At 32.7% G+C, this 21,270-nt stretch carries 15 protein-coding genes and 1 tRNA gene; 9 read left to right on the forward strand and 7 right to left on the reverse strand.

Going from position 1 to position 21,270, the window contains the following annotated elements; all coding sequences use genetic code 11:
- The first annotated feature begins 11 nt into the window (after nucleotides 1–11).
- Together RT99_RS17250 and RT99_RS17255 are read left to right on the forward strand one after the other, a co-directional pair.
- Nucleotides 12–85: transfer RNA gene (locus RT99_RS17250), tRNA-Thr, on the forward strand.
- Between the two features lie 112 nt (nucleotides 86–197).
- The gene (locus tag RT99_RS17255) at nucleotides 198–548 is read left to right on the forward strand and encodes a hypothetical protein (protein WP_131494925.1); all 351 of its coding nucleotides are present in this window, start codon (nucleotides 198–200) and stop codon (nucleotides 546–548) included.
- A gap of 31 nt (nucleotides 549–579) precedes the next feature.
- Here the strand turns inward: RT99_RS17255 and RT99_RS17260 are convergent, their stop codons facing one another.
- The 6 genes from RT99_RS17260 to htpG all read right to left on the reverse strand — a co-directional run bounded on the left by RT99_RS17260 (nucleotide 580) and on the right by htpG (nucleotide 8,556).
- A complete protein-coding gene (locus RT99_RS17260) occupies nucleotides 580–1,839 on the reverse strand; it encodes a hydroxymethylglutaryl-CoA reductase (protein WP_042565966.1) in 1,260 nt (419 codons plus the stop codon).
- Nucleotides 1,840–2,068: 229 nt separating this feature from the next.
- A complete protein-coding gene (locus tag RT99_RS17265) occupies nucleotides 2,069–2,785 on the reverse strand; it encodes a DUF4369 domain-containing protein (RefSeq protein ID WP_042565967.1) in 717 nt (238 codons plus the stop codon).
- 133 nt (nucleotides 2,786–2,918) lie between these two features.
- Nucleotides 2,919–3,740, reverse strand: a complete 822-nt coding sequence (locus RT99_RS17270) for a hypothetical protein (protein WP_042565968.1) — start codon at nucleotides 3,738–3,740, stop codon at nucleotides 2,919–2,921.
- A gap of 119 nt (nucleotides 3,741–3,859) precedes the next feature.
- On the reverse strand, nucleotides 3,860–5,110 hold the full coding sequence (locus RT99_RS17275) for a hypothetical protein (protein ID WP_042565969.1): 1,251 nt from the start codon (nucleotides 5,108–5,110) through the stop codon (nucleotides 3,860–3,862).
- Nucleotides 5,111–5,196: 86 nt separating this feature from the next.
- Nucleotides 5,197–6,462, reverse strand: coding sequence for a patatin-like phospholipase family protein (locus RT99_RS17280; RefSeq protein WP_042565970.1), 1,266 nt, complete (start codon nucleotides 6,460–6,462; stop codon nucleotides 5,197–5,199).
- A gap of 210 nt (nucleotides 6,463–6,672) precedes the next feature.
- Nucleotides 6,673–8,556 carry a molecular chaperone HtpG gene (htpG, locus tag RT99_RS17285; RefSeq protein ID WP_042565971.1) on the reverse strand — a complete coding sequence of 628 codons (1,884 nt, stop codon included), beginning with the start codon at nucleotides 8,554–8,556 and terminating at the stop codon, nucleotides 6,673–6,675.
- Nucleotides 8,557–8,757: 201 nt separating this feature from the next.
- On the opposite strand from htpG, the gene RT99_RS17290 reads away from it, so the two are divergent.
- The 5 genes from RT99_RS17290 to RT99_RS17310 all read left to right on the forward strand — a co-directional run bounded on the left by RT99_RS17290 (nucleotide 8,758) and on the right by RT99_RS17310 (nucleotide 13,044).
- Entirely contained in the window at nucleotides 8,758–9,258 is a 501-nt protein-coding gene (locus tag RT99_RS17290) for a lipocalin family protein (protein ID WP_042566057.1), read from the forward strand.
- A gap of 18 nt (nucleotides 9,259–9,276) precedes the next feature.
- The gene (locus RT99_RS17295) at nucleotides 9,277–9,972 is read left to right on the forward strand and encodes an OmpA family protein (protein ID WP_042565972.1); all 696 of its coding nucleotides are present in this window, start codon (nucleotides 9,277–9,279) and stop codon (nucleotides 9,970–9,972) included.
- 102 nt (nucleotides 9,973–10,074) lie between these two features.
- Entirely contained in the window at nucleotides 10,075–11,025 is a 951-nt protein-coding gene (locus tag RT99_RS17300; RefSeq protein WP_042565973.1) for an ABC transporter ATP-binding protein, read from the forward strand.
- A gap of 218 nt (nucleotides 11,026–11,243) precedes the next feature.
- Entirely contained in the window at nucleotides 11,244–12,251 is a 1,008-nt protein-coding gene (locus RT99_RS17305) for a 3-oxoacyl-ACP synthase III family protein (protein ID WP_042565974.1), read from the forward strand.
- 121 nt (nucleotides 12,252–12,372) lie between these two features.
- Entirely contained in the window at nucleotides 12,373–13,044 is a 672-nt protein-coding gene (locus tag RT99_RS17310) for a copper homeostasis protein CutC (protein ID WP_042565975.1), read from the forward strand.
- 93 nt (nucleotides 13,045–13,137) lie between these two features.
- On the opposite strand, the gene RT99_RS17315 is transcribed toward RT99_RS17310, so the two are convergent.
- Nucleotides 13,138–15,552, reverse strand: a complete 2,415-nt coding sequence (locus tag RT99_RS17315) for a TonB-dependent receptor domain-containing protein (RefSeq protein ID WP_042565976.1) — start codon at nucleotides 15,550–15,552, stop codon at nucleotides 13,138–13,140.
- A gap of 313 nt (nucleotides 15,553–15,865) precedes the next feature.
- Here RT99_RS17315 and argS point away from each other — a divergent pair, with 313 nt between their 5' ends.
- Both argS and RT99_RS17325 read left to right on the forward strand, forming a co-directional pair.
- Nucleotides 15,866–17,644 carry an arginine--tRNA ligase gene (argS, locus tag RT99_RS17320; RefSeq protein WP_042565977.1) on the forward strand — a complete coding sequence of 593 codons (1,779 nt, stop codon included), beginning with the start codon at nucleotides 15,866–15,868 and terminating at the stop codon, nucleotides 17,642–17,644.
- Nucleotides 17,645–18,083: 439 nt separating this feature from the next.
- Nucleotides 18,084–21,269, forward strand: a complete 3,186-nt coding sequence (locus RT99_RS17325; protein ID WP_052483716.1) for a SusC/RagA family TonB-linked outer membrane protein — start codon at nucleotides 18,084–18,086, stop codon at nucleotides 21,267–21,269.
- Nucleotide 21,270: the final 1 nt, after the last annotated feature.

Genomic DNA, 21,270 nt, shown 5'->3' on the forward strand with positions numbered 1-21,270 from the left:
CGTAATGAGTCGCCAGCGTAGCTCAGTTGGCTAGAGCAGCTGATTTGTAATCAGCAGGTCGTGGGTTCGAGTCCCTCCGCCGGCTCAACATAAAACCATCACTGAAAAGTGATGGTTTTTTTGTTTAAATACTACAAGGGGATTTTTATTTTTTGAAGTTTTCGATAAACTATATTTGAAATAAAATTCCTACATTTGTGCTTTTTTACGCAAAGGATAAACAAATGGGGAATGTTTCGGTTTTTGAGAAAAGTGAATTTAAGATTGATAACTCTGTAAATGAATATGTAAAAGTATTGCCTAAAAAGCGTAATATTCTTGCTATTGTTGGTTTTACAGGTTTCGGAATAATGATTTTTACTGCACTTATTTTAATGTTGCAAGGACCTTTAATAGAAACCCTGACATCATCTACAGAAATTGTTGCACTACCCGGGCTGGTAAACTATTTTGCACTTGTGTTTGCTGCTTTTTGGTTTGTTTGTTTAATTGTGCTGCTTTTATATTTGTATTGCAAGCTTGTGATAAAAGTTGTAAAAGGATTTTAAGGTAGTTTGTTACTTAAATCTACACCTGTTTCTATCTTCCAAGTGTTTGATGCGCAGATGTAAAATGCCCCGATGACATTGCTGATAAAATTGAAATTTCACCTGCCAAGCATACAGCAACTGCTATTTCGGCAAGTTTCCCGCTTTTTCCGGGACCATAGCAATCCATTAATTCAAGACATTCTTTTTGTGTCGGAAACGAAGTTCCACCGCCAACAGTACCTACAATTATGTTAGACATGGTAATTGCACAGTACAAATCGTTATTTTCATCGATCTCCATTCTTGTAATTGCAGTAGCAGCCTCGCCGGTACAGGCAACATCTTGTCCGCATGCTATAAATAAAGCAGCAAGTGCATTAGCAGTCTGTGTTGCAATACCACTTGCGCCAACTTTTAAACACCCAGATGAGCTTATTTTCCATTGTTGGCATAATAGTTCTGCAGTTGTCTTAAGTACAGATTCAATGACATCTCTTTTTAATGTGATTTCGGCAGTGACTTTTTTTCCTCGAACTTTTGTGGTTAATGGAGTTACTTTTTTATCTCCCGATGTATTTCCTTCAATGGTCCAATAAACAGGTTCAATTGGGCAATTACTTAGAATATACTTGCAAATTTTATCTGTACAAATAGTAACCATATTTTGACCTGATGCATCTCCTGAAGTATATTCAAATTTGAGAATTAAAATATTTCCTTCTATGCTTATCCCCAAATCGTTAAGGACTGCATAATTACTGGTTTCGCGGGTTAAAATAGAGAATATTTCTTTGTTTTCTGATACCCAGGCAACAAATTTTGCCAGATCAATTAAATTTTTAAATTTGAATGTCGGTGTTCTTTGTACACCTTCCTGTAATGTAATTGCAGTAATTGTTCCAGATTCTCTGCAAGCTTTTGCGCCTCTGTTATAGGATGCAATTAAAGCTCCTTCGGTAGTGGCAAGAGGAACATAAAACGGGCCTTGAGCAGAACTTCCATTTATTAATAATGGACCAATAATTCCTGTAGGAATCTGGCTCATGCCGATATAATTCTCAATATTGCCTTTTAAGCTTTGATTGTCGTTAAATGTTTTTTCTCCAGACAAATAATCAACATTTGATTTTAAGTGCTGCCGAATAAAATTTAAACGTAATTCTTGTCCGTTTTTTGAGTACGGATCCTGTATAGGAACTTTTTCTAATTCTAAATTAGATTGTGGATGATAGGATTCTAGTTTTTCAATAGCTAATGAATTAATAAAATCATATTTTCCATAACTGATAATAATAAGTGGATTCTTCATAATTTATTGTTTTATGAAGCTAAGTTACTACAAAATAAAAATAAAATAATTATTAATTTTTACTTTTTAACATATAATTATTTAATTATCAGGTATTTATGATTTTTATATTAAAATATTAAAAAAAGGCAATAAAAAAATCCTGTTCTATTAATAAGAACAGGATGAAAAGGTATAAATAAAACAGCTGTTTTTTAGTTAAATTACTGATTTTTAACGTTGTGCAAAATTATTTTTGTTCTTCTTTTTTTATTTCAGCAACAAACTTGGTTAATTTTTTACCGTAAAGTGACTGTGCAACTTTTGGAGTCATTGATTTTTGAATAGTATCAAGAAACTTTACATTGATGTCATAAATTTCTGCCAAAGCAATATAAGGTGCTATTTCGTGATCTTTATGGTTTATTGCAAAGTTTGTGGCGTACAGATATCTTCTTTTGATATTCGACTGTTGTTTTGTATCTATGCTATCAACTGCTTTCTGGTCTTGTCTTTTTATTGCATTAAATTTTGATTCAACCAAAGAAAGGTTTTCGTCATTAAAGCGTGAATTGATTTTTTTGTATTCTTCGTATAATTCCTGATTTTTAGATCCGGTAATTTTAGCTCCGTAAATGAAATTGTCAAGGTTAGTGTCAATATTCATATCGCCTGGTTCAGCAAAGAATAAAATATTATTGTCTAATGAATTGGTTACTCCGCGATCAAGGAATAAATATAGTACTTCTGGTGATTCTAATTTAATATTACTTTCAAAAGACGAGTTTCCGTCTATTTTAATAGAGTCAATTGCAATAAGTGAAGTATCAACAACTCTTTGGATATATAAAGTTCCGTTTTTTAATCCTTTAATATTTCCTGTTAAGTGTAAACCGTCAGTAGATTCTTTTTTGCTGCATGATGCTAAAAGTGCAATCGCAGCAAAGGCAATAATTGATTTTTTCATTGGTTTTTAGATTTTGCTGCAAAATAAAGAAAATAGTTTGAATGTGAAGATGTAGCTGTTTAATTTTTAATAAAAATAAAATCCCAATCTATTTCTAAATTGGGATTTGTTTATTTTTTTAAAAATGAATCTGTTACATAGATAAATTATAGGCAGTTCCATTCTCGTGATAGTAAGTGTATTTATTGTCACATTCGTTGTTTCCGTAATCTACAATTCCATTCAAATAACCTCCCACAACTTGCAATTCTCCTTTTGAAATAAACTCGCAGGAGTATTTTTTAACTAATGTTTCTTTAACGGTCAATGTCAAAGTTCCTCCTTTTTCGGTGGTTACTGTGTGGGTTCCATCAGGTATTTCATAAATATTATCTTCTAATACGTATGGAGTATCAACACCTGCTGTTTGTTTTGTGGTAAACGTTCCTGAATTTAAAAAAACTCTTCCTTGTAAATCCGTAAATTTTCCGTTAGTTACTTTTCTTGTCCATTGTGGTACTGTGGCAATAGTTGTTGTGTTGGTATACTCAATTGTTCCTTCAAGTTTTAAACCTGCAATAGAGTAATTGATTCTTTCGATTGTCATTTTGCTTCCAGTCGTAATAATCGGGCCAGTAAGAGTAATTTTTAGTTTTCCCTTTCTTTCAAGCTGATTGATAGTACAGCCTGTGCCGTAATCTACTGTAAATACTTTTGGATAGGCTGTTCCGTTTGGCATTGCTACTGTAATTGAAGCGCAGGTTATTGGTCCGGTTTCAGTTGTTTTTGCAGTTTCGGCAGAAGCAGTTACTGATAAACCCGTTTTAACATCCATTTCGTTTGCTGCGTCAATTGCAACAGAAGCGCCAACGGCAGATGGATCTGTTTTATTAACAATATCATCACTGCTGGAGCAGGAAACATAAATCAGTGCTGTTGTACAAATAGTTAGGGTTAAAAGAATAATTTTCCTCATAGTGATTTTGGTTTAAGTTAGAAATAAGGGCTATCAAAAATAAGAAAAAAAAGAATTAGCAAAAAAAATCCTGTTGGCTTATTTACAGGATAGTATATAGAGATTTATGTGAAAATATTTTATAAAGGAATTGATTTTTTTTCTAACAAACTAGGTAATATTACTTTCATACAGCTTTGTCCTATTGTGCTGTAATCCCAATAACATTTATGCATTTTAATACTATTTAATGAAAAAAAGGTCACTAAACCGGAACGATCTGATGTGATTTCATAATTGATGTTTTCCGGAGTGAGTGCGATATCTTTTATACCAAATTCAGCTTCACCGCGTTTGTCATCCCTTCTAAAATTGGTTGAGAAAACGTCCAAAATAGAATAAACATTTATCCAATTTAGTTTATCTTTCATTACACTGCATCTTCTTTCGTAAAATATTGGGTAGTAAGCATTAATAAATTCGAATGGATTTCCGATGGTGATAAGAAGTTTCGTTAATTTTTGAATATTATCAGATGGAGGAATTTCTGCAATAGGAAAAAGGGCATCAATGGCAAGTATGCATCCAAAACTATAGGTGTGAAAATGAATTTCAGGATCAGGTTCGTTCTCTGCAATGTATTCAATTAACTGATCCAGATTCCCTAATAATATCTGACTTTGATCTCCATTTGTAATATAACTGTCGACACAGGAAAATTCGGTGGCAAGTGAAGTTAGTATTGTTTTAGATTTTGGTGCAAACAAAAGTACTAATGTAGTTATTGAAAGTATCGTCTTTCCAATAGCACTCAAGGTTTTATGGCTATTAGTAACACAAATTGTTTTTATATTAAAGAAGCGAAGAGCAGCATTAGTTTTTTCTATTAAGGTATCATTATTTGTGCTGTTTAAGATTATTTCAATGCATGCCGGGACTAAAAAAAGGATACATAATGAGATTGTAAATAACATTAGAAAAGCATACAAGGTTTGATATGGTCTGCTAAAGCCATCTCCATTGAATAATCGTAACGTAATCTGAGGGAATTTTTTTAGAATTAACGTAAATAAGAGTAGATTTTTTATAATGATATTATGACGTTCAAATCTATTAGTTAGAATTTGATGGTATTGAAAATCATACATTTTATAAATTAGTTCTCCTTCAATGTTTTTGTTGTCTTTATCCTTTCTGCTTTTTCTGTAAAGATTAACGACTGTACATTCTTTATCTATGGGATAGATTTTTTTTTCGATTTTAAGATAATAAAACGTGCCATCTGTTTTAAAACTTAATTCATTTTTAAGTCTTTCCACATATTTTTCGACTGTTTCGTTGTCAATAGATTGACCGAGACCTGTAATATAAATTCCTATTTTGTTTGACATTGGATTTGTTTTAAGTTTATGAAAACTTCAGGTTTCAGGAAAATTGCAAATCATTTTCAACCAAATTTTGCTATACTGGTTGAAAATTAAACAGTTCTATAGTATTTGCTCTTTGCTTTTCGTATATCTTTATATTTCTCCCAGTCAAATTTGGTTAAGAATTCTGAGGCTTTTTGGGCACCTCGAATGAAGAGATCAATTTTAGCATCTTCAGTCATATTGAAATTAAGCCAATTATGACCGCCCGTATCAATGTATCCTATCAGGTTTCGAAAATCGGGATTTTTTATTAAAAATTCTGAATCGTAACCATATCTTGCTGTGTCAAACATGGAACTAATTATATTGGTTATTTTTTCATTTTTATTAACTTCATTTTTGTCATAACCCAGTTTTACGCCAAAAGTAGGTGAGGCCGGCACAGTTAAATTTTCATGAAAAATATCAATCGGAAAATTTGAAATGATACCGCCATCCATAAAAATAACTTCAGATGGTACAGAAGTTCGTAACCCTGTGGCTTCATTCCATTTTTCCCAGGATTCAACACCTGTTGGAATGTTTTTAATTCTAAACGGACTAAAAAACAGAGGTATTGACATGGAGGCTCTCACAAAATCGGCTGGGTTTTGAACATCAGGATTTGAGTAAAACAAATCAATCATTTTAGGGAACACAATTTTACTTTCGGTAGTAATATCAGCAGTAATTATTGCCATATTACTCCAATGATCCGCTCTGGTGTATTCTTCTCTGTCGCCTTGTTGAACCTTATTTATTAAATACAATTTATTTTGATCTGAAACACCTTTCAAACGTAAAGCCTTTAAATCGGCATAATTTTTTATTCCTTTTTGTGAAAGAAGATTCGAAATCCATTGATAGAAATTATTGCCGGGATTCAATCCAAGATCATCTTTAAAATTATCCACTACCTGACATCCTTTCATTATTAATTTTAAGTTTCCCGAATCACTTAGTAAAGCATCGATAAATTCGCGTGCATCGTGATCTCCATCTACAAAATCATTTAAGTTTTTATTGCATAAACAGTCTAATATCCATTCTGATTTTTCGATATCGCAAGTTCCGGCAGCGGCCATAAGCATGGTGTTAATACTTCCGGCAGAAGTTCCGGCCAAACTTAAAAACCGAATACCCATTTGTTCTAAAACATAAACATAGCCAACTAAAGCAATTCCTAATACGCCACCTCCTTCCTGAACCAGATCAACATATTGGTTGTTATTGAGATCAATAATATCCGAAAATTTTTTACCATTTATTTCCTTTCTCAAATCTCTTAATATTGCTAAGACTTCTCCATTTTCAGTAAATTTTCTCTTATCCATAATATTTTTATTTAAATATTGATAATCAGTAACTTGTGATTTTTTTGAAGAAATAAAATTAGAGAAATAGTTATTTAAAAAATAGAGTATAAACACCCTTTTTTTAGAGGTGAATTATTGTTAAATAATTGATTGTAAGTTTTTTATAAATAAAAAAACCTGCAAGTATATTACTTGCAGGTTTTGTATTTAAAGTAGATTTAAAAAATCTTATTTGATCATTTCAAAACTTCTTTTTACGAAAGCTGTTAAAGCTTCTCCTTTTAGTAAATTTTGAGATAATTTAGCCAAATCTAAAGCTTGTTTTACCAAATGTTCCTGATGTGTTTTGTCTTCAGTATTTAAAATACTTGTGGCCAAATCAGAATTAGTATTTACTACTAAATTATACATTTCAGGCATATTACCCATTCCGAACATTCCGCCGCCGCCAGATTGGCTCATTTCTTTCATTCTACGCATAAATTCAGGTTGCGTAATAATAAACGGAGCTGCCTGGCTGTCCATAGCTTCTAACTGTACAGAATATGCTTTTGGAATATAAGCTTCTAATGAAGTTTTTAGCGTTTCTTTTTCTTCGTCAGATAACTTAGAAATTGTGTTTTCGTCTTTTTTGATCAAATTATCAATATGATCAGAGTCAACACGTACAAAAGTTACATCTTTATTATCACCTTCAATTTTTTGAATTAAGTGTGAGATAATCGGAGAATCTAAAAGTAATACTTCATATCCTTTATCTTTTGCAGTTTGAATATAAGAGTGCTGAGCATCTTTATTTCCTGCATAAAGAACTACCAGTTTTCCGTCTTTGTCGGTTTGGTTTTCTTTTAATTTCTCTTTTAATTCTTCAAGAGTAAAGTAAGTATCATCTACAGTTGGGTATAAAACAAATGCACCCGCTTTTTCGTAGAATTTATCTTCAGAAAGCATTCCGTATTCTAAAACGATTTTAATATCGTTCCATTTCGCTTCAAAATCAGCACGGTTTTCGTTGAATAATGCTTTTAATTTGTCAGCAACTTTACGTGTAATGTAGTTTGAGATTTTCTTAACCGCACCATCCGCTTGTAAGCCAGAACGAGAAACGTTCAAAGGAATATCCGGAGAATCGATAACCCCTTTTAGCATTGTCAAAAATTCAGGTACAATTCCTTCTACATTATCTGTAACGTAAACCTGGTTTTGGTACAATTGAATTTTATCTTTCTGAATTTGCATGTCAGAACCTAACTTAGGGAAATACAAAATTCCGGTTAAGTTAAACGGGTAATCTACATTTAGGTGAATGTTGAATAACGGATCTTCAAATTGCATTGGATACAACTCTCTGTAGAAGTTTTTATAATCTTCGTCAGATAATTCAGTTGGCTGTTTTGTCCATGCCGGGTTTGGATTATTGATGATATTATCTGTTTCAACAGTTTCGTTTACATAATCCTCAGGAGCATCTTCCGGTTTAGGAAGTGTTTCTGTTCTTGTTCCGAATTTAATCGGAATAGGCATAAATTTATTGTACTTATTTAATAAACCGCTGATTTTAGAATCTTCTAAAAATTCTAAAGAATCTTCGGCAACATGTAATATGATTTCAGTTCCGCGTGAAGTTTTGTCAGCTGGCTCTAAAGTAAATTCAGGACTTCCGTCGCATGTCCAATGTGCAGCCGGCTCGTCTTTGTATGATTTTGTAATAATTTCTACTTTTTCAGCAACCATAAAAGCAGAATAGAAACCAAGACCAAAGTGTCCGATAATTCCAGAATCTTTAGCAGAATCTTTGTATTTATCAAGGAACTCTTCGGCTCCTGAAAAAGCAACCTGATTGATGTATTTTTCTACTTCATCAGCAGTCATACCCAAACCCTGGTCGATAATGTGGATCTTTTTACCTTCTTTATCAACTTTGATTTCAATAATAGGATTTCCGTATTCTACTTTAGCTTCACCAATGCTAATTAGGTGTTTTAATTTTAAAGTAGCATCGGTTCCATTTGAAACCAATTCACGTAAGAAAATCTCGTGATCGCTGTATAAGAACTTTTTGATTAAGGGAAAGATGTTTTCTACTGAAACATTAATTTTACCTGTTGTCATATTTTATAAATTTAGTTTAACGTGATGATTTTCATTTCTTCAAATAGAATACCAATTGTTTTTAAGGTGACAAAATGGCGTAAGTGTTAATTTTGAAAGAAAATAATTAGATTTTAAAACCCAACTTATTTCAATGAATTGTATCTTTGTGGTACAATAATTGTTAAATGTGTAAGTATTAACTTAAAAAATATGTACAAAATGAAGAAAATCATTTTCATTTGCATGATCGCCACGATGTTTTTTGCGTGTAAATCATCTTCGTCAACTGCTTCAAATGAGGCAACTACGCTTTCGACTAAACTTGACAGACCCTCTCAGGTAGCGCTTAAAGGAAATTGGGTTCTTACCAATGTTTCTTACCCAGGTTCTGATTATATCAAGGTAAATTCTTTTGATCTTGCAGATTCTAAATGTTTCATTGGTAGTACCTGGAATTTTATTTCAAATAATAATAAAGGTACGATGACATTAAATGCTCCAAGTTGTACTGCATTTACATCTCCAATTGTATGGAGTATTAACAATCAGGGACTTTTTGTTCTTAAAATTGTAGATCCGGGATTAAAAGCAAAAAATGTAAAATCAGGATATTTGCTAAAAGTAGCAGGATTAACTGACAACTCTTTTCAGTTAATAGACAACATTAACGTTGGTGGACAAACTAAAGATGTAACTTACCAATTTCAAAGAGCTAATTAATATTAAAAAGAATAAAAGATGAAAAAGATAACAGTTTTAGGATTGAGTAGTTTACTTGTGTTAGTTAGTTTTTTTGCAAGTTGCGATTCAGTTAAAAATGCAAATAATACCCAAAAAGGTGCAGGAATTGGTGTAGTAGCCGGTGGACTTATTGGTGGTATTTTAGGAAATAATTTAGGAAAAGGCGGTAACGCTGCTTTAGGTGCTGCAATTGGTGCTGCCGTTGGTGGTGGAACTGGAGCTCTTATTGGAAACAAAATGGACAAACAAGCCCGTGAAATTGATCAGGCTTTACCAGGTGCAGATGTAGAAAGAGTAGGAGAAGGAATTCACTTAACTCTTAATGAAAATGCTGTACGTTTTGATACAAATAAATCTACTTTGACTACTCAGGCAAAAGCAAATTTAGATAAATTAGTTCCTGTATTTAATGATTACGGAGATACTGATATTCAAATTTTTGGTTATACTGATAATACAGGTAAACCAGAATATAACCTGACACTTTCTGGACAAAGAGCTGCGTCTGTACAGGCTTATTTGGTTTCAAAAGGTTTAAAATCAAGCCGTTTCAAAACTTCAGGTTTAGGAATTGCAGATCCTATTGCAACAAATGATACTCCGGAAGGAAGATCTCAAAACCGTCGTGTTGAGTTTTCAATTACTGCAAACGACAAGATGGTAAATGATGCCAAAGCAGAAGCTGGAAAATAATTTCCATCACAATATAATTTTAAAAAAGCTGTTTCAATTGAAGCAGCTTTTTTTTGACATTAGAAATTAAACATTGTAAATTTGCTCTCTCAATTATAACTCATGCTCGACATAAAAAATATTTCTTTTTCGTATACAGATAAATCGGTTATTAATAACGTTTCTTTTACCATAGAAAAAGGTCAGAATATTGCTATTATTGGCGAAAGTGGCTGCGGAAAAAGTACGCTGCTTAAACTTATGTATGGTTTATATGATCTTGATGAAGGTGAGATTTTCTATAATGAAAAACCTATTTTAGGCCCAAAATATAATTTAGTTCCAGGAATGCCTTTTATGAAATATCTGGCGCAGGATTTTGATTTGTCCCCGTTTGAAACCGTAGCAGAAAATGTTGGAAAGTTTCTTTCGAATGGTTTTGCAAATATGAAAAAACTTCGTGTTCAGGAATTATTGGAAATGGTTGAAATGGATCAATTCTCTAATGTAAAAGCAAAGTTTTTAAGTGGAGGACAACAGCAAAGGGTAGCATTGGTTCGTGTTTTGGCTTTAGAGCCGGAAGTTATTCTGCTTGATGAACCATTTAGCCAAATAGATGCTTTTCGTAAAAATGCTTTACGAAGAAATTTATTTCGATATTTAAAACAAAAAGGAATTACTGTTATTATTGCAACCCACGATAGTACAGATGCTTTATCGTTTGCTGATGAAGCAATTGTAATGCGAAACGGTGAAGTTGTCATAAAAGACAATCCAACAAAAATTTACGAGAACCCCGAAACTAAATATGTAGCCTCACTTTTTGGAGAGGTAAACGAAATTGCAACTCATTTATTAGTTTCTTACGAAGATGAAACGCATAAAACGCTGGTTTATCCGCACCAATTTAAAATGGTTCCCGAATCTAAATTGCCGGTAAAAATTCGTAGAACTTACTTTAGAGGAAATCATTATTTAATAGAATCGGTTTATAAAAGACAATTAGTATTTTTTGAAAGTGAAATTGATTTACCGCTTGAAGAGAATGTTTTTCTAGCCTTAAATTATTTATAAGAAACAAAGCCATAAACATCAAAATGTGTTTGTGGTTTTTTAATTTATTGCTGTTTTTTATTCCAAAATCTGCTTTTCTTTCAATAAAAAAATAATATCTACTTTATAATTAAACTTAATTAAATTGCTAATAACGAAAAAAATAGTAATTTGTACGCTTATGTTTTAAAGTATACTTAAATTTGCAATCCAAATTTTTAACAAATAATAAAAAGAATATGTATCATTCAAAAATAGCGGGCTTAGGATATTATGTTCCTTCAAATGTTGTCACCAATGATGATTTGTCTAAGTTAATTGATACCAATGATGAATGGATTCAGGAAAGAACCGGAATTCAGGAGCGAAGACATATTATTCGTGGAGAAGATACTACGACTTCAATGGGTGTAAAAGCAGCTAAAATTGCAATAGAACGTTCTGGCGTTGCCAAAGAAGATATTGATTTTGTAGTTTTTGCCACATTAAGCCCTGATTATTATTTTCCTGGCCCCGGAGTTTTAGTGCAACGTGATTTAGGATTAAGAACTGTAGGAGCATTAGATGTTAGAAACCAATGTTCGGGTTTTGTGTATGCGATTTCAGTTGCAGATCAATATATTAAAACCGGAATGTATAAAAACATTTTGGTAATTGGTTCAGAGGTTCATTCAACAGGACTGGATATGACAACCCGCGGACGTGGTGTTTCGGTAATTTTTGGAGATGGAGCAGGAGCAGCCGTTTTAAGCCGTGAAGAAGATTTAACAAAAGGAATTTTATCTACACACTTGCATTCAGAAGGACAACATGCCGAAGAATTGGCGTTGCAGGCACCAGGAATGGGAGCACGCTGGGTAACTGATATTTTGGCTGATAATGACCCAAATGACGAAAGTTATTATCCTTACATGAACGGACAATTTGTATTTAAAAATGCTGTAGTTCGTTTTGCTGAGGTAATTAATGAAGGTTTGGAAGCAAATGGCTTACAGGTTTCAGATATTGACATGCTGATTCCGCACCAGGCAAATTTGAGAATTTCTCAGTTTATTCAAAATAAGTTCAAATTATCGGATGATCAGGTGCACAATAATATTCAAAAGTATGGAAATACGACTGCAGCCTCTATTCCGATTGCTTTAACAGAAGCTTGGGAACAAGGAAAAATCAAATCTGGAGATACCGTTGTTTTAGCTGCTTTTGGAAGTGGATTTACGTGGGCAAGTGCTATTATTAAATGGTAGTTTGATTCGTTTTAAATAATATTTAAAAACCTGCTCTGGAATGGAGCAGGTTTTTTTATAATTTAGTATTTTGTTATGGAGTTTTACAGAAATGACAAACTAATTTAGAGTGTTTAATAAAATGAAAAAAAATCAACTAGAAATAGCGTGCTTTAATTATGAATCAGCGTTAATTGCTCAGGAAAACGGCGCAGATCGAATTGAGTTGTGCGAAAACATGCAGCTTGGCGGAACAACTCCAAATTCAATTTTGGTAGTCAAAGTACGCGAAAATCTGAGTATTAAAATGCATGTGATTATAAGACCTCGCGGTGGAAATTTCGTTTATTCTGATGAGGAACTTACAGAGATGAAGCAAGACATTAAGCAGTATAAAAAACTAGGCGTTGATGGTTTTGTTTTTGGAATTTTAAAAGAGGATGGAAGTGTCAACAAAAAGCAAAATAAAGAATTAGTGCACTTAGCGCATCCACTTTCCTGTACTTTTCATCGGGCTTTTGATGTAGTTAAGGATATTGAAAAATCGTTGGAAGATGTAATTGATTGTGGTTTTAAAACAATTTTGACTTCAGGACAGGGAATAAATGTAGAAGAGGGGATTTTTACTTTGGCCAAAATTCAGCAATTAGCAAAAGACAGAATTGAAATCATGCCTGGAGGAGGTTTGCGATCTTCAAATATTGAATTATTGCAGGAACAATTAGAACCTACATTTTATCATTCATCTGCCATTACCGGAAAGACTGAAACCGCCAATCCGGAAGAAATAAAAGAACTGAAGAATTTTTTATAAGGCGATTAATAAAACAAGAAAAGCCTGGAGTTGGCATGCTCCAGGCTTTTCTTTTCTACAAGAACTATTAAAATCTACTAATAAAAGAAGGATTTAAAACATTCCACCACCACCTTTATTAGTGTTGTCTTCTCTTTGTTTACGTTGCAGGTTTTTGATTTTTGCACCTCCAAAGTTGTATGTTAATCCTAAATAAACGGTTTGACTTTCCCATTTAAATTGTCCTGATTGTGGATAAGGATACATAGTGTCAAACGCATATTTCATTGTATTAAATACGTCATTGAAACGTAAACTGATATTCATCTTGTTGTCTAACAATGTATAACGTGAACCAATGTCCATTTTGTACATTTCATGACTATTATTTTGCAATCCGTCAACAGCACCTCTGTAAAAACCGAATAATAAAAAGCTTAAACGTTTATTTACTTTAAAGTTTGAGTTCATACGCCCGTTAAAAGCAGACACAGTAATTTTTCTTTCCAAAGGACTACTTGTTTTTGTCAGAGGATCATATAAAAACACAACACCTTGTTGGTTAATACTTGAGAAATCAATAGATGGCTGTATATCCCACCATTTTGTAATTTTATAATTAAATGAAACCTCAAAACCATAAGCTGTATTATGATCATAATTGGTGAAAGTCATAATCTGTTTTTCCTGGCTAGGATCTGCTTCATCAGGGTATAATATTCTGCTAATCTGATCATTGATACTTCTCACAAAAACGCCCGCAGTAAAACTTCCTTTTTCTAAAGTTTTAGTATAATTTACTTCCACAGAGTTTGTAAACTGAGGTCTTAACTCAGGATTTCCTAATGAAGTTACTAGCGGTGTAGAAAACTCACGAATAGGTTTTGTCTGCTCTAAGCTTGGGCGATCTACACGACGGCTGTAGCTAAATTGAAGTGTATTTTTCTCGTTCAGGTTATAAGTAAAATAAGCTGATGGGTATAAAGTAATGTAGTCATCATCAAATTTTTCAAGACCATGATTTAAATTGGCAGCTACTTTATAACTTTCGAAACGAGCACCTAACTGATAACTGAATTTTTTGTATTTCTGACCAAATGTTACGTATGCAGAATAAATATCAGTATCGTAAGTGTAGTCAGAAACCGGAAGTGCAGCAAGTGGGTTTCCGGTAATATAATCATTTCCTGTTCTTGTAATTCTGGCTTCGGCACCGGCTTCAAGAGTAGTTTTTTCGTTTAAGGGATTTACATAATCAACATTTACAGTGCTTAATTTACGAGTTCCTTTAATATAATCATCATAAATTACGCTATTGACAGTATTGTCAATTTTGGTTGACTGTGTATCAAAAGAAGCATTTTGAGTTTCTTTATTGTCGCTGTAATTTGCTTCAAAATCTAAAGTATGACCTTCTTTTTTAAAGATGTGTTTGAAAGCTAAATTATAAGTTCCCACCCGGTCCGGACCTGTATATTTTGATTTTTGATAAATGTTTGATATGTCAGAATCCGTTACATTATTGTAATCAATATCAGTGTTTACAAAACCTTTTCCATTCGATTTATTTTGATTAGTATAAATTGAAAGCGTATTATGATCGTTGATTAAATAGTCCATTCCAATTTTATACAGGTAAGAATCATTATCATTTACAACATCAATTTTTTGAACGATATCCTGATCTGCTCTTTTTATAAATCCATCATTATAATACGTCCCGAAATTTTGCCCCACATTTCCGAAGAAGTTTACTTTACCTGTTTTATAATTTAAATCTAATGATTGATTGTATTTTGCAGTTTCCCCAAAAGTGATTCCGCCGCTATAACTTCCGTTAAATCCGGTATTGGCATTCTTGTGTAATATGATATTGATAATTCCGGACATTCCTTCCGGATTGTATTTAGCACTTGGGTTTGTAATCAATTCAATTTTTTTGATTGAAGTTGATGGAATTTGTTTTAGCAATTGTGCCGGATCAATATTTGATGGTCTTCCGTCAATTAAAACACGCACATTATCATTTCCACGAAGTGAAAGTTTTCCGTCCTGATCAACATTAACAGAAGGAATATTGTTCATAATGTCTGATGCTGAAGCTCCCGCAGTAGTCAGATCTTTACCAACAGTAATTACTTTTCTATCGATTTTTTGTTCAATTGTTGAGCGTTCACTAACGATGTTCACGCCTTTTAGTTGAGTTGCTTCTTCCTCAAGAGAGATATTTACTGTTGCTGTTTTTTTGTTATCACTTAAAATAACAGAGCCAATATATTTTCTAAATCCAATGTACTGAATTTCGATAGTATAACTTTTTAAAGCTAAGTTTTTAATACTGAAATCTCCATTGTCATCGGTATTAACTCCGGAAACTACTTTTCCGTTATCTTTAATCGAAACTGTAGCATAAGAAATTGGTGTGTTAGTCGATTTTTCGATAATTTTTCCCGAGACTGTTCCTGAATTTTGGGCTTGTGCTGTTGTTATTACCCCTAGTAATACGAACAGAAAGAATTTTAATTTCATAGTTTAGTAAATGATTATTTTGATTGATTGATGATGATTTTTGTTTGTAATTTTCTTTGTATAATTATTTTTGATTTTCTAAGTAAGACTCTTTCCTTAACGATTTGTTACAGGAAAATATTAATTAAAAATTAAAATTTTCGTAGATACTCTATTTTATAAGAGATTAGCGTTTTAATTTTTTGATAATTTTAACAACTAAAACAATTCGTTTTTTGAGAAATTCGAATCGGGATATGTTATTTTATATCTTTTTCGTTTTCTGTAATTGGTGAATAAGCAGTATCTTTGCTCACTTTAAAAATAAGTTTACATGTCATTATCACAAATTCTTACACCTTCTATACAAAAATCAATACAAGCACTATTTGATGTTACTGTTGATAAAATCGAATTTCAAACTACCAGAAAAGAGTTTGAAGGCGATATTACAATGGTAATTTTTCCTTTGTTAAAAATGACTAAAAGCAATCCTGCTGAATTAGGAAATAAAATTGGGAATTATCTGGTTGAAAATGTAACCGAAGTGGCGCGCTTTAACGTTGTGTCTGGCTTTTTGAATATTGTAATTTCTGATAGTTATTATTTGAATTTCTTTAATGAAATCAAAGACAATTTAAAATTTGGATATGTAGCGCCGAATCCGAATGAAAAAGCAATTATGGTGGAATATTCTTCGCCAAATACTAATAAGCCTTTGCATTTAGGTCACGTTCGTAATAATTTATTAGGATATTCTGTTGCTGAGATTATTAAAGCTTCGGGTAAAAAAGTCTATAAAACCCAAATTATCAATGATCGTGGAATTCATATTTGCAAATCTATGCTTGCGTGGGAAAAATTCGGAAACGGAGAAACTCCTGAAAGTTCAAATTTAAAAGGCGATAAGTTAGTTGGTAAATATTATGTTGAATTTGATAAAGCTTATAAAGCCGAAATCAATCAATTAGTACAAGCAGGTAAAACCGAAGAAGAAGCAAAAAAACAAGCGCCAATTATTGTTGAAGCACAAGATATGCTGAAAAAATGGGAAGCTGGTGATGAAAAAGTAATAGATCTTTGGAAAATGATGAACCAATGGGTTTATGATGGTTTTGCTACCACTTATACCAATCTTGGAGTCAATTTTGATAAATATTACTACGAAAGCAATACTTATTTATTAGGAAAAGATGTTGTTCAGGTTGGGCTTGATAAAGGTGTTTTCGAAAAAGATCCGGATGGTTCAGTTTGGATTGATTTAACCGATGAAGGTTTAGATCGTAAAATTGTATTGCGTTCAGATGGAACTGCGGTTTATATGACGCAGGATATTGGAACTGCAATTCAGCGTGTAAAAGACATGCCGGATGTTGGTGGAATGGTTTACACAGTTGGTAATGAACAGGATTATCACTTTAAAGTTTTGTTTTTAATTTTGAAAAAACTTGGCTTTGACTGGGCTTCAAGTTTATATCATTTGTCATACGGAATGGTGGATTTACCATCAGGAAAAATGAAAAGCCGTGAAGGAACTGTTGTAGATGCTGATGATTTGATGCAGGATATGACAGATACAGCCAAACAAATTTCTGAAGGTTTAGGAAAACTGGATAGTTATTCTGCAGAAGAAAAAGCAAAACTATATAAAACGATTGGTCTTGGTGCTTTGAAATATTATATTTTAAAAGTAGATCCAAAAAAACGTATTTTATTTAATCCTGAAGAATCTGTTGATTTTGCCGGAAATACAGGCCCGTTTATACAATATACATACGCGAGAATCCAATCCATTATTCGTAAAGCTGATTTTGATTTTTCAGCTAAAACAGCAATAGAAGAGCTTCATGAAAAAGAAAAAGAATTGGTAAAACAAATTGAACTTTTCCCGGAAGTAATTCAAAATGCGGCGCAAAATCATAGTCCGGCCTTAATTGCAAATTACACGTATGATTTGGTAAAGGAATATAACTCATTCTATCAGTCAGTTCATATTTTAGGCGAAACAGATTTAACAAAAAAAATATTCAGAGTACAGCTTTCTCAAAAAGTGGCTGAGGTAATTAAAGCAGCATTTACTTTGCTAGGAATCGAAGTTCCGGAAAGAATGTAGAAATAAAATAATTTTATTTGAAGCCGATAGTTGAAAAACTATCGGCTTTTTTATGCTTAATAATTTAAAGTGTTATTTGTAAAATACTGTTAATTAGTAGATTAATTTTGTAAATCTATTTTTTTTGTAGTAATTTTATTATATGACTAAATAGTTCTATGATAGGGAACTTATTTTTTATTTTTATCTATTTTGAATTAGTAAGCTTTTAGTAAAAATAAAAGGTGAAACCGTCTGAAATAGGGATTTTAGACGGTTTTTTTATTTTTTTGAAACATCGAATATTCATAAATTCTTCCCGTAAAATTTTGTTAACACAAATTGATTCTCCTAATTAAATAAGTAAATTCATCTTTTTAATTTGTTAAACGCTGCTAAAATATTGTTAAAATTGTTATTTTTTAATAATTTGCATGAATAACCTTAAACAATATTAATGATGAAACAACAATTAAAAGGATTTATAGTATTTCTTTTAATGCTATCTCAATTAGCATTTTCACAAGAAAGAACTGTTTCGGGAACCGTTTCTGATAATGCAGGTATGCCAATTCCGGGTGTTACCGTATCAGTTAAGGGAACAAATAATGCAACACAAACTGATTTTGATGGTAAGTACTCCATAAAGGCTTCACCAGATCAAATTTTGTTATTTACCTACATCGGTATGAAAGCAAATGAAGAACCTGCATCATCTACTACAGTGAATGCAAAACTACTTGGAGACGCTATGGAACTCGAAGGCGTGGTTGTAGTAGCTTTCGGAACTCAAAAAAAATCTGAGATTACCGGTGCGGTTACTAAAATTGATGCCGCAGCTTTAGAAAATACTCAGGCCTCAAATGCAATTCAATCTTTAACCGGTAAAGTTTCGGGTGTGCAAATTAGTGCAAACTCAGGACAACCCGGAGATCCGCCTCAAGTACGTTTTAGAGGTATCGGATCAATTTCTTCCTCAAATACGCCATTGTATGTTGTAGATGGTTTTCCGTACAACGGAGATATAAATGCTATAGCCACTCAGGATATTGAATCTATCAGTTTCCTGAAAGATGCTTCATCAAACGCATTATACGGTAGCAGAGGAGCAAACGGAGTTATTATTGTTACAACAAAAAAAGGAAAAAAAGGGAAATTAAAAGTTACTTACGAAACTAAAATAGGGGTTAACTCAAGAGCTGTTCCTGAATATGATATGATTACTGATCCGGGAGATTATTATAAAACAGTCTATAACCGCATCAGAAATGGTTTAATTTACGACGGTGAAACAGCTGCCGATGCATCAACAATCGCAGCACAAACCTTAATCAGCGGAGATACCTATTCATTAGGCTATAATAATTACAATGTGCCAAGTGATCAGGTAATTAATCCTGCCACAGGACAATTTAATCCTAATGCCAGATTATTATATCACGATGACTGGGCTAAAGAATTATTTAGAGATGCAACAAGAACAGAACATTTTTTAAGTTTATCATCCAGTACAGATAATCTTAGTTCCTATTTATCTGTGGGGTATCTTAAAGATGAAGGATATACAATTAATTCAAATTTTAAACGCGCAACCGTTAGAGCAAATGTCGATTACAATGTTACCAGTAAAATAAAAGTGGGAACAAATTTAAACTTTGCCAATACAGATCAAAATGCACCAATATCTCAGGTGGGATCTGCTACTTATAGCAACCTATTTAGCTGGGCAAGAAATATTGCGCCAATTTATCCTGTTTGGGAAAGAGACGCCAGCGGAAATTTTGTAAATGACCAGGATGGTAATAGGGCTTATGATTTTAATGATTCAGGAGATCGTCCGTATGGAGCAAATCTTAATCCTTATGCCACAACATTATTAAATACAAATTTAAACGAAGAGAATAAATTTGGAGCAAGAGGATATGTTTCGATCGATTTTTTTAAAGATTTTAATTTTAGATATAATCTTGGATATGATTTATTGTCCGGATATTATTTAAATATCACTACTGGAGAAGGAGGAGATGATGAAGGTGTGAATGGTCGAAATTCTACCGCAACATCAAACGATTACACCATTACAAACCAGCAGCTTTTATCCTGGAAAAAAACATTCGGAAGTCATTCACTGGATATCCTTGTCGGACATGAATCATCTGATTACAAATCAAAAATGTTGGCGGGTCAAAAATCCGGAGCGGTTATTCCAAATTTACCTATTTTAAGCAACGGAACAAAATATGTATACGTAGATGGATATAACGATTTGTATAATGTTGAAGGTTATTTTTCAAGGTTAAACTATAATTACAAAGAAAAATATTTTATCAATGCCAGTTTTAGACGAGACGGATCGTCTGTATTTGCACCAGAAAACAGATGGGGTAATTTCTATGGTTTTGGAGCTGCCTGGTCGATAATGAAGGAATCTTTCTTCCCTAAGTCAAAAGTGATTACAAACTTAAGAATAAAAGGTAGTTATGGTGAACAAGGAAATGATAATATATTTTATCCGGGAACATCACAAATAAGCCATCGTTCTTATTTTGGAAGTGCACGAAATTACTATGCTTACCAAACCCAGTATGAAATTGTACCAGACGCTGATGGAAATGCAAGTGTTCTAACAGTATATCAGGGAAATAGGGATATTAAATGGGAGAAATCTGCCAATATGAATGTTGGTTTTGAAATTGAATTATTCAACAGAGTGAATATAGAAGCTGAATATTTTGAAAGAAAGGTGAGTGATTTAATTTATAATAAACCAAATTCGCCTTCAACAGGGGTTTCATTTGTTACTGAGAATGTCGGTGACATGAATAATAAAGGTGTAGAGGTTAATATAGGAATTGATGCCATTAAAACAGAAGATATTGACTTTAATATTTGGGTTAACGGAACTCATTATAAAAATGAAGTGACATCATTGCCAAGTCCATTTACAAACGGAATTTTTCGTTTTGAAGAGGGGGCTCCGGCTTACGCATTTTATTTGAGAGAATTTGCAGGCGTTGATAAAACAAATGGAGATGCACTATGGTATATGGATGTAAAAGATGCTTCCGGAAACGTAACTGGTCGAACCACAACAAATGTTTACGGAAATTCAACGCAATATTTAAGCGATAAAGATGCTAATCCGGATGTATATGGAGGGTTTGGAACAATCTTTAGATATAAAAACATAACATTCCAGGCTAGTTTTGCTTATCAATTTGGAGGATATATGTTTGATGGTGTTTATCAAACTGCCATGTATTCAGGTTCAGACAATATTGGACAAAATTATCACAAAGATGTACAAAAAGCATGGTCTGTTGATAATCCAAATTCTGATATTCCGAGAATTGATCATATTTCAACCTTACAAATGTCAGCTTCAGATTATTTCTTAATAAAATCAGATTATCTAAGCATACAGGATGTTTCCATATCATATGATTTTAAAAATAGCAGACTTGAAGATATCGGAATTCAATCTACTAAATTTAGTTTAATGGGTTCCAATTTAGCATTGTGGTCAGAAAGAAAAGGGATGGATCCAAGGTTAAATAATCTGGGGTCAAGAACCAATAATGGGCAATCCTTAAATGTATATGGAGTTATGAAAACTATTTCCTTTGGTTTAACAGTAAATTTTTAAG

The organism is Flavobacterium sp. MEB061 (assembly GCF_000834715.1).
Lineage (GTDB): Bacteria > Bacteroidota > Bacteroidia > Flavobacteriales > Flavobacteriaceae > Flavobacterium > Flavobacterium pectinovorum.

Excerpts from the sequence above, each read along its gene's own strand:
- RT99_RS17290 (WP_042566057.1), top strand. The coding sequence starts at position 8,758 with ATGAAGAAAATCATTTTCATTTGCATGATCGCCACGATGTTTTTTGCG.
- RT99_RS17280 (WP_042565970.1), bottom strand. The coding sequence starts at position 6,462 with ATGGATAAGAGAAAATTTACTGAAAATGGAGAAGTCTTAGCAATATTA.
- RT99_RS17305 (WP_042565974.1), top strand. The coding sequence starts at position 11,244 with ATGTATCATTCAAAAATAGCGGGCTTAGGATATTATGTTCCTTCAAAT.
- RT99_RS17310 (WP_042565975.1), top strand. The coding sequence starts at position 12,373 with ATGAAAAAAAATCAACTAGAAATAGCGTGCTTTAATTATGAATCAGCG.
- RT99_RS17295 (WP_042565972.1), top strand. The coding sequence starts at position 9,277 with ATGAAAAAGATAACAGTTTTAGGATTGAGTAGTTTACTTGTGTTAGTT.
- RT99_RS17270 (WP_042565968.1), bottom strand. The coding sequence starts at position 3,740 with ATGAGGAAAATTATTCTTTTAACCCTAACTATTTGTACAACAGCACTG.
- RT99_RS17315 (WP_042565976.1), bottom strand. The coding sequence starts at position 15,552 with ATGAAATTAAAATTCTTTCTGTTCGTATTACTAGGGGTAATAACAACA.
- RT99_RS17260 (WP_042565966.1), bottom strand. The coding sequence starts at position 1,839 with ATGAAGAATCCACTTATTATTATCAGTTATGGAAAATATGATTTTATT.
- RT99_RS17300 (WP_042565973.1), top strand. The coding sequence starts at position 10,075 with ATGCTCGACATAAAAAATATTTCTTTTTCGTATACAGATAAATCGGTT.
- argS (WP_042565977.1), top strand. The coding sequence starts at position 15,866 with ATGTCATTATCACAAATTCTTACACCTTCTATACAAAAATCAATACAA.
- RT99_RS17325 (WP_052483716.1), top strand. The coding sequence starts at position 18,084 with ATGAAACAACAATTAAAAGGATTTATAGTATTTCTTTTAATGCTATCT.
- RT99_RS17265 (WP_042565967.1), bottom strand. The coding sequence starts at position 2,785 with ATGAAAAAATCAATTATTGCCTTTGCTGCGATTGCACTTTTAGCATCA.
- RT99_RS17275 (WP_042565969.1), bottom strand. The coding sequence starts at position 5,110 with ATGTCAAACAAAATAGGAATTTATATTACAGGTCTCGGTCAATCTATT.
- htpG (WP_042565971.1), bottom strand. The coding sequence starts at position 8,556 with ATGACAACAGGTAAAATTAATGTTTCAGTAGAAAACATCTTTCCCTTA.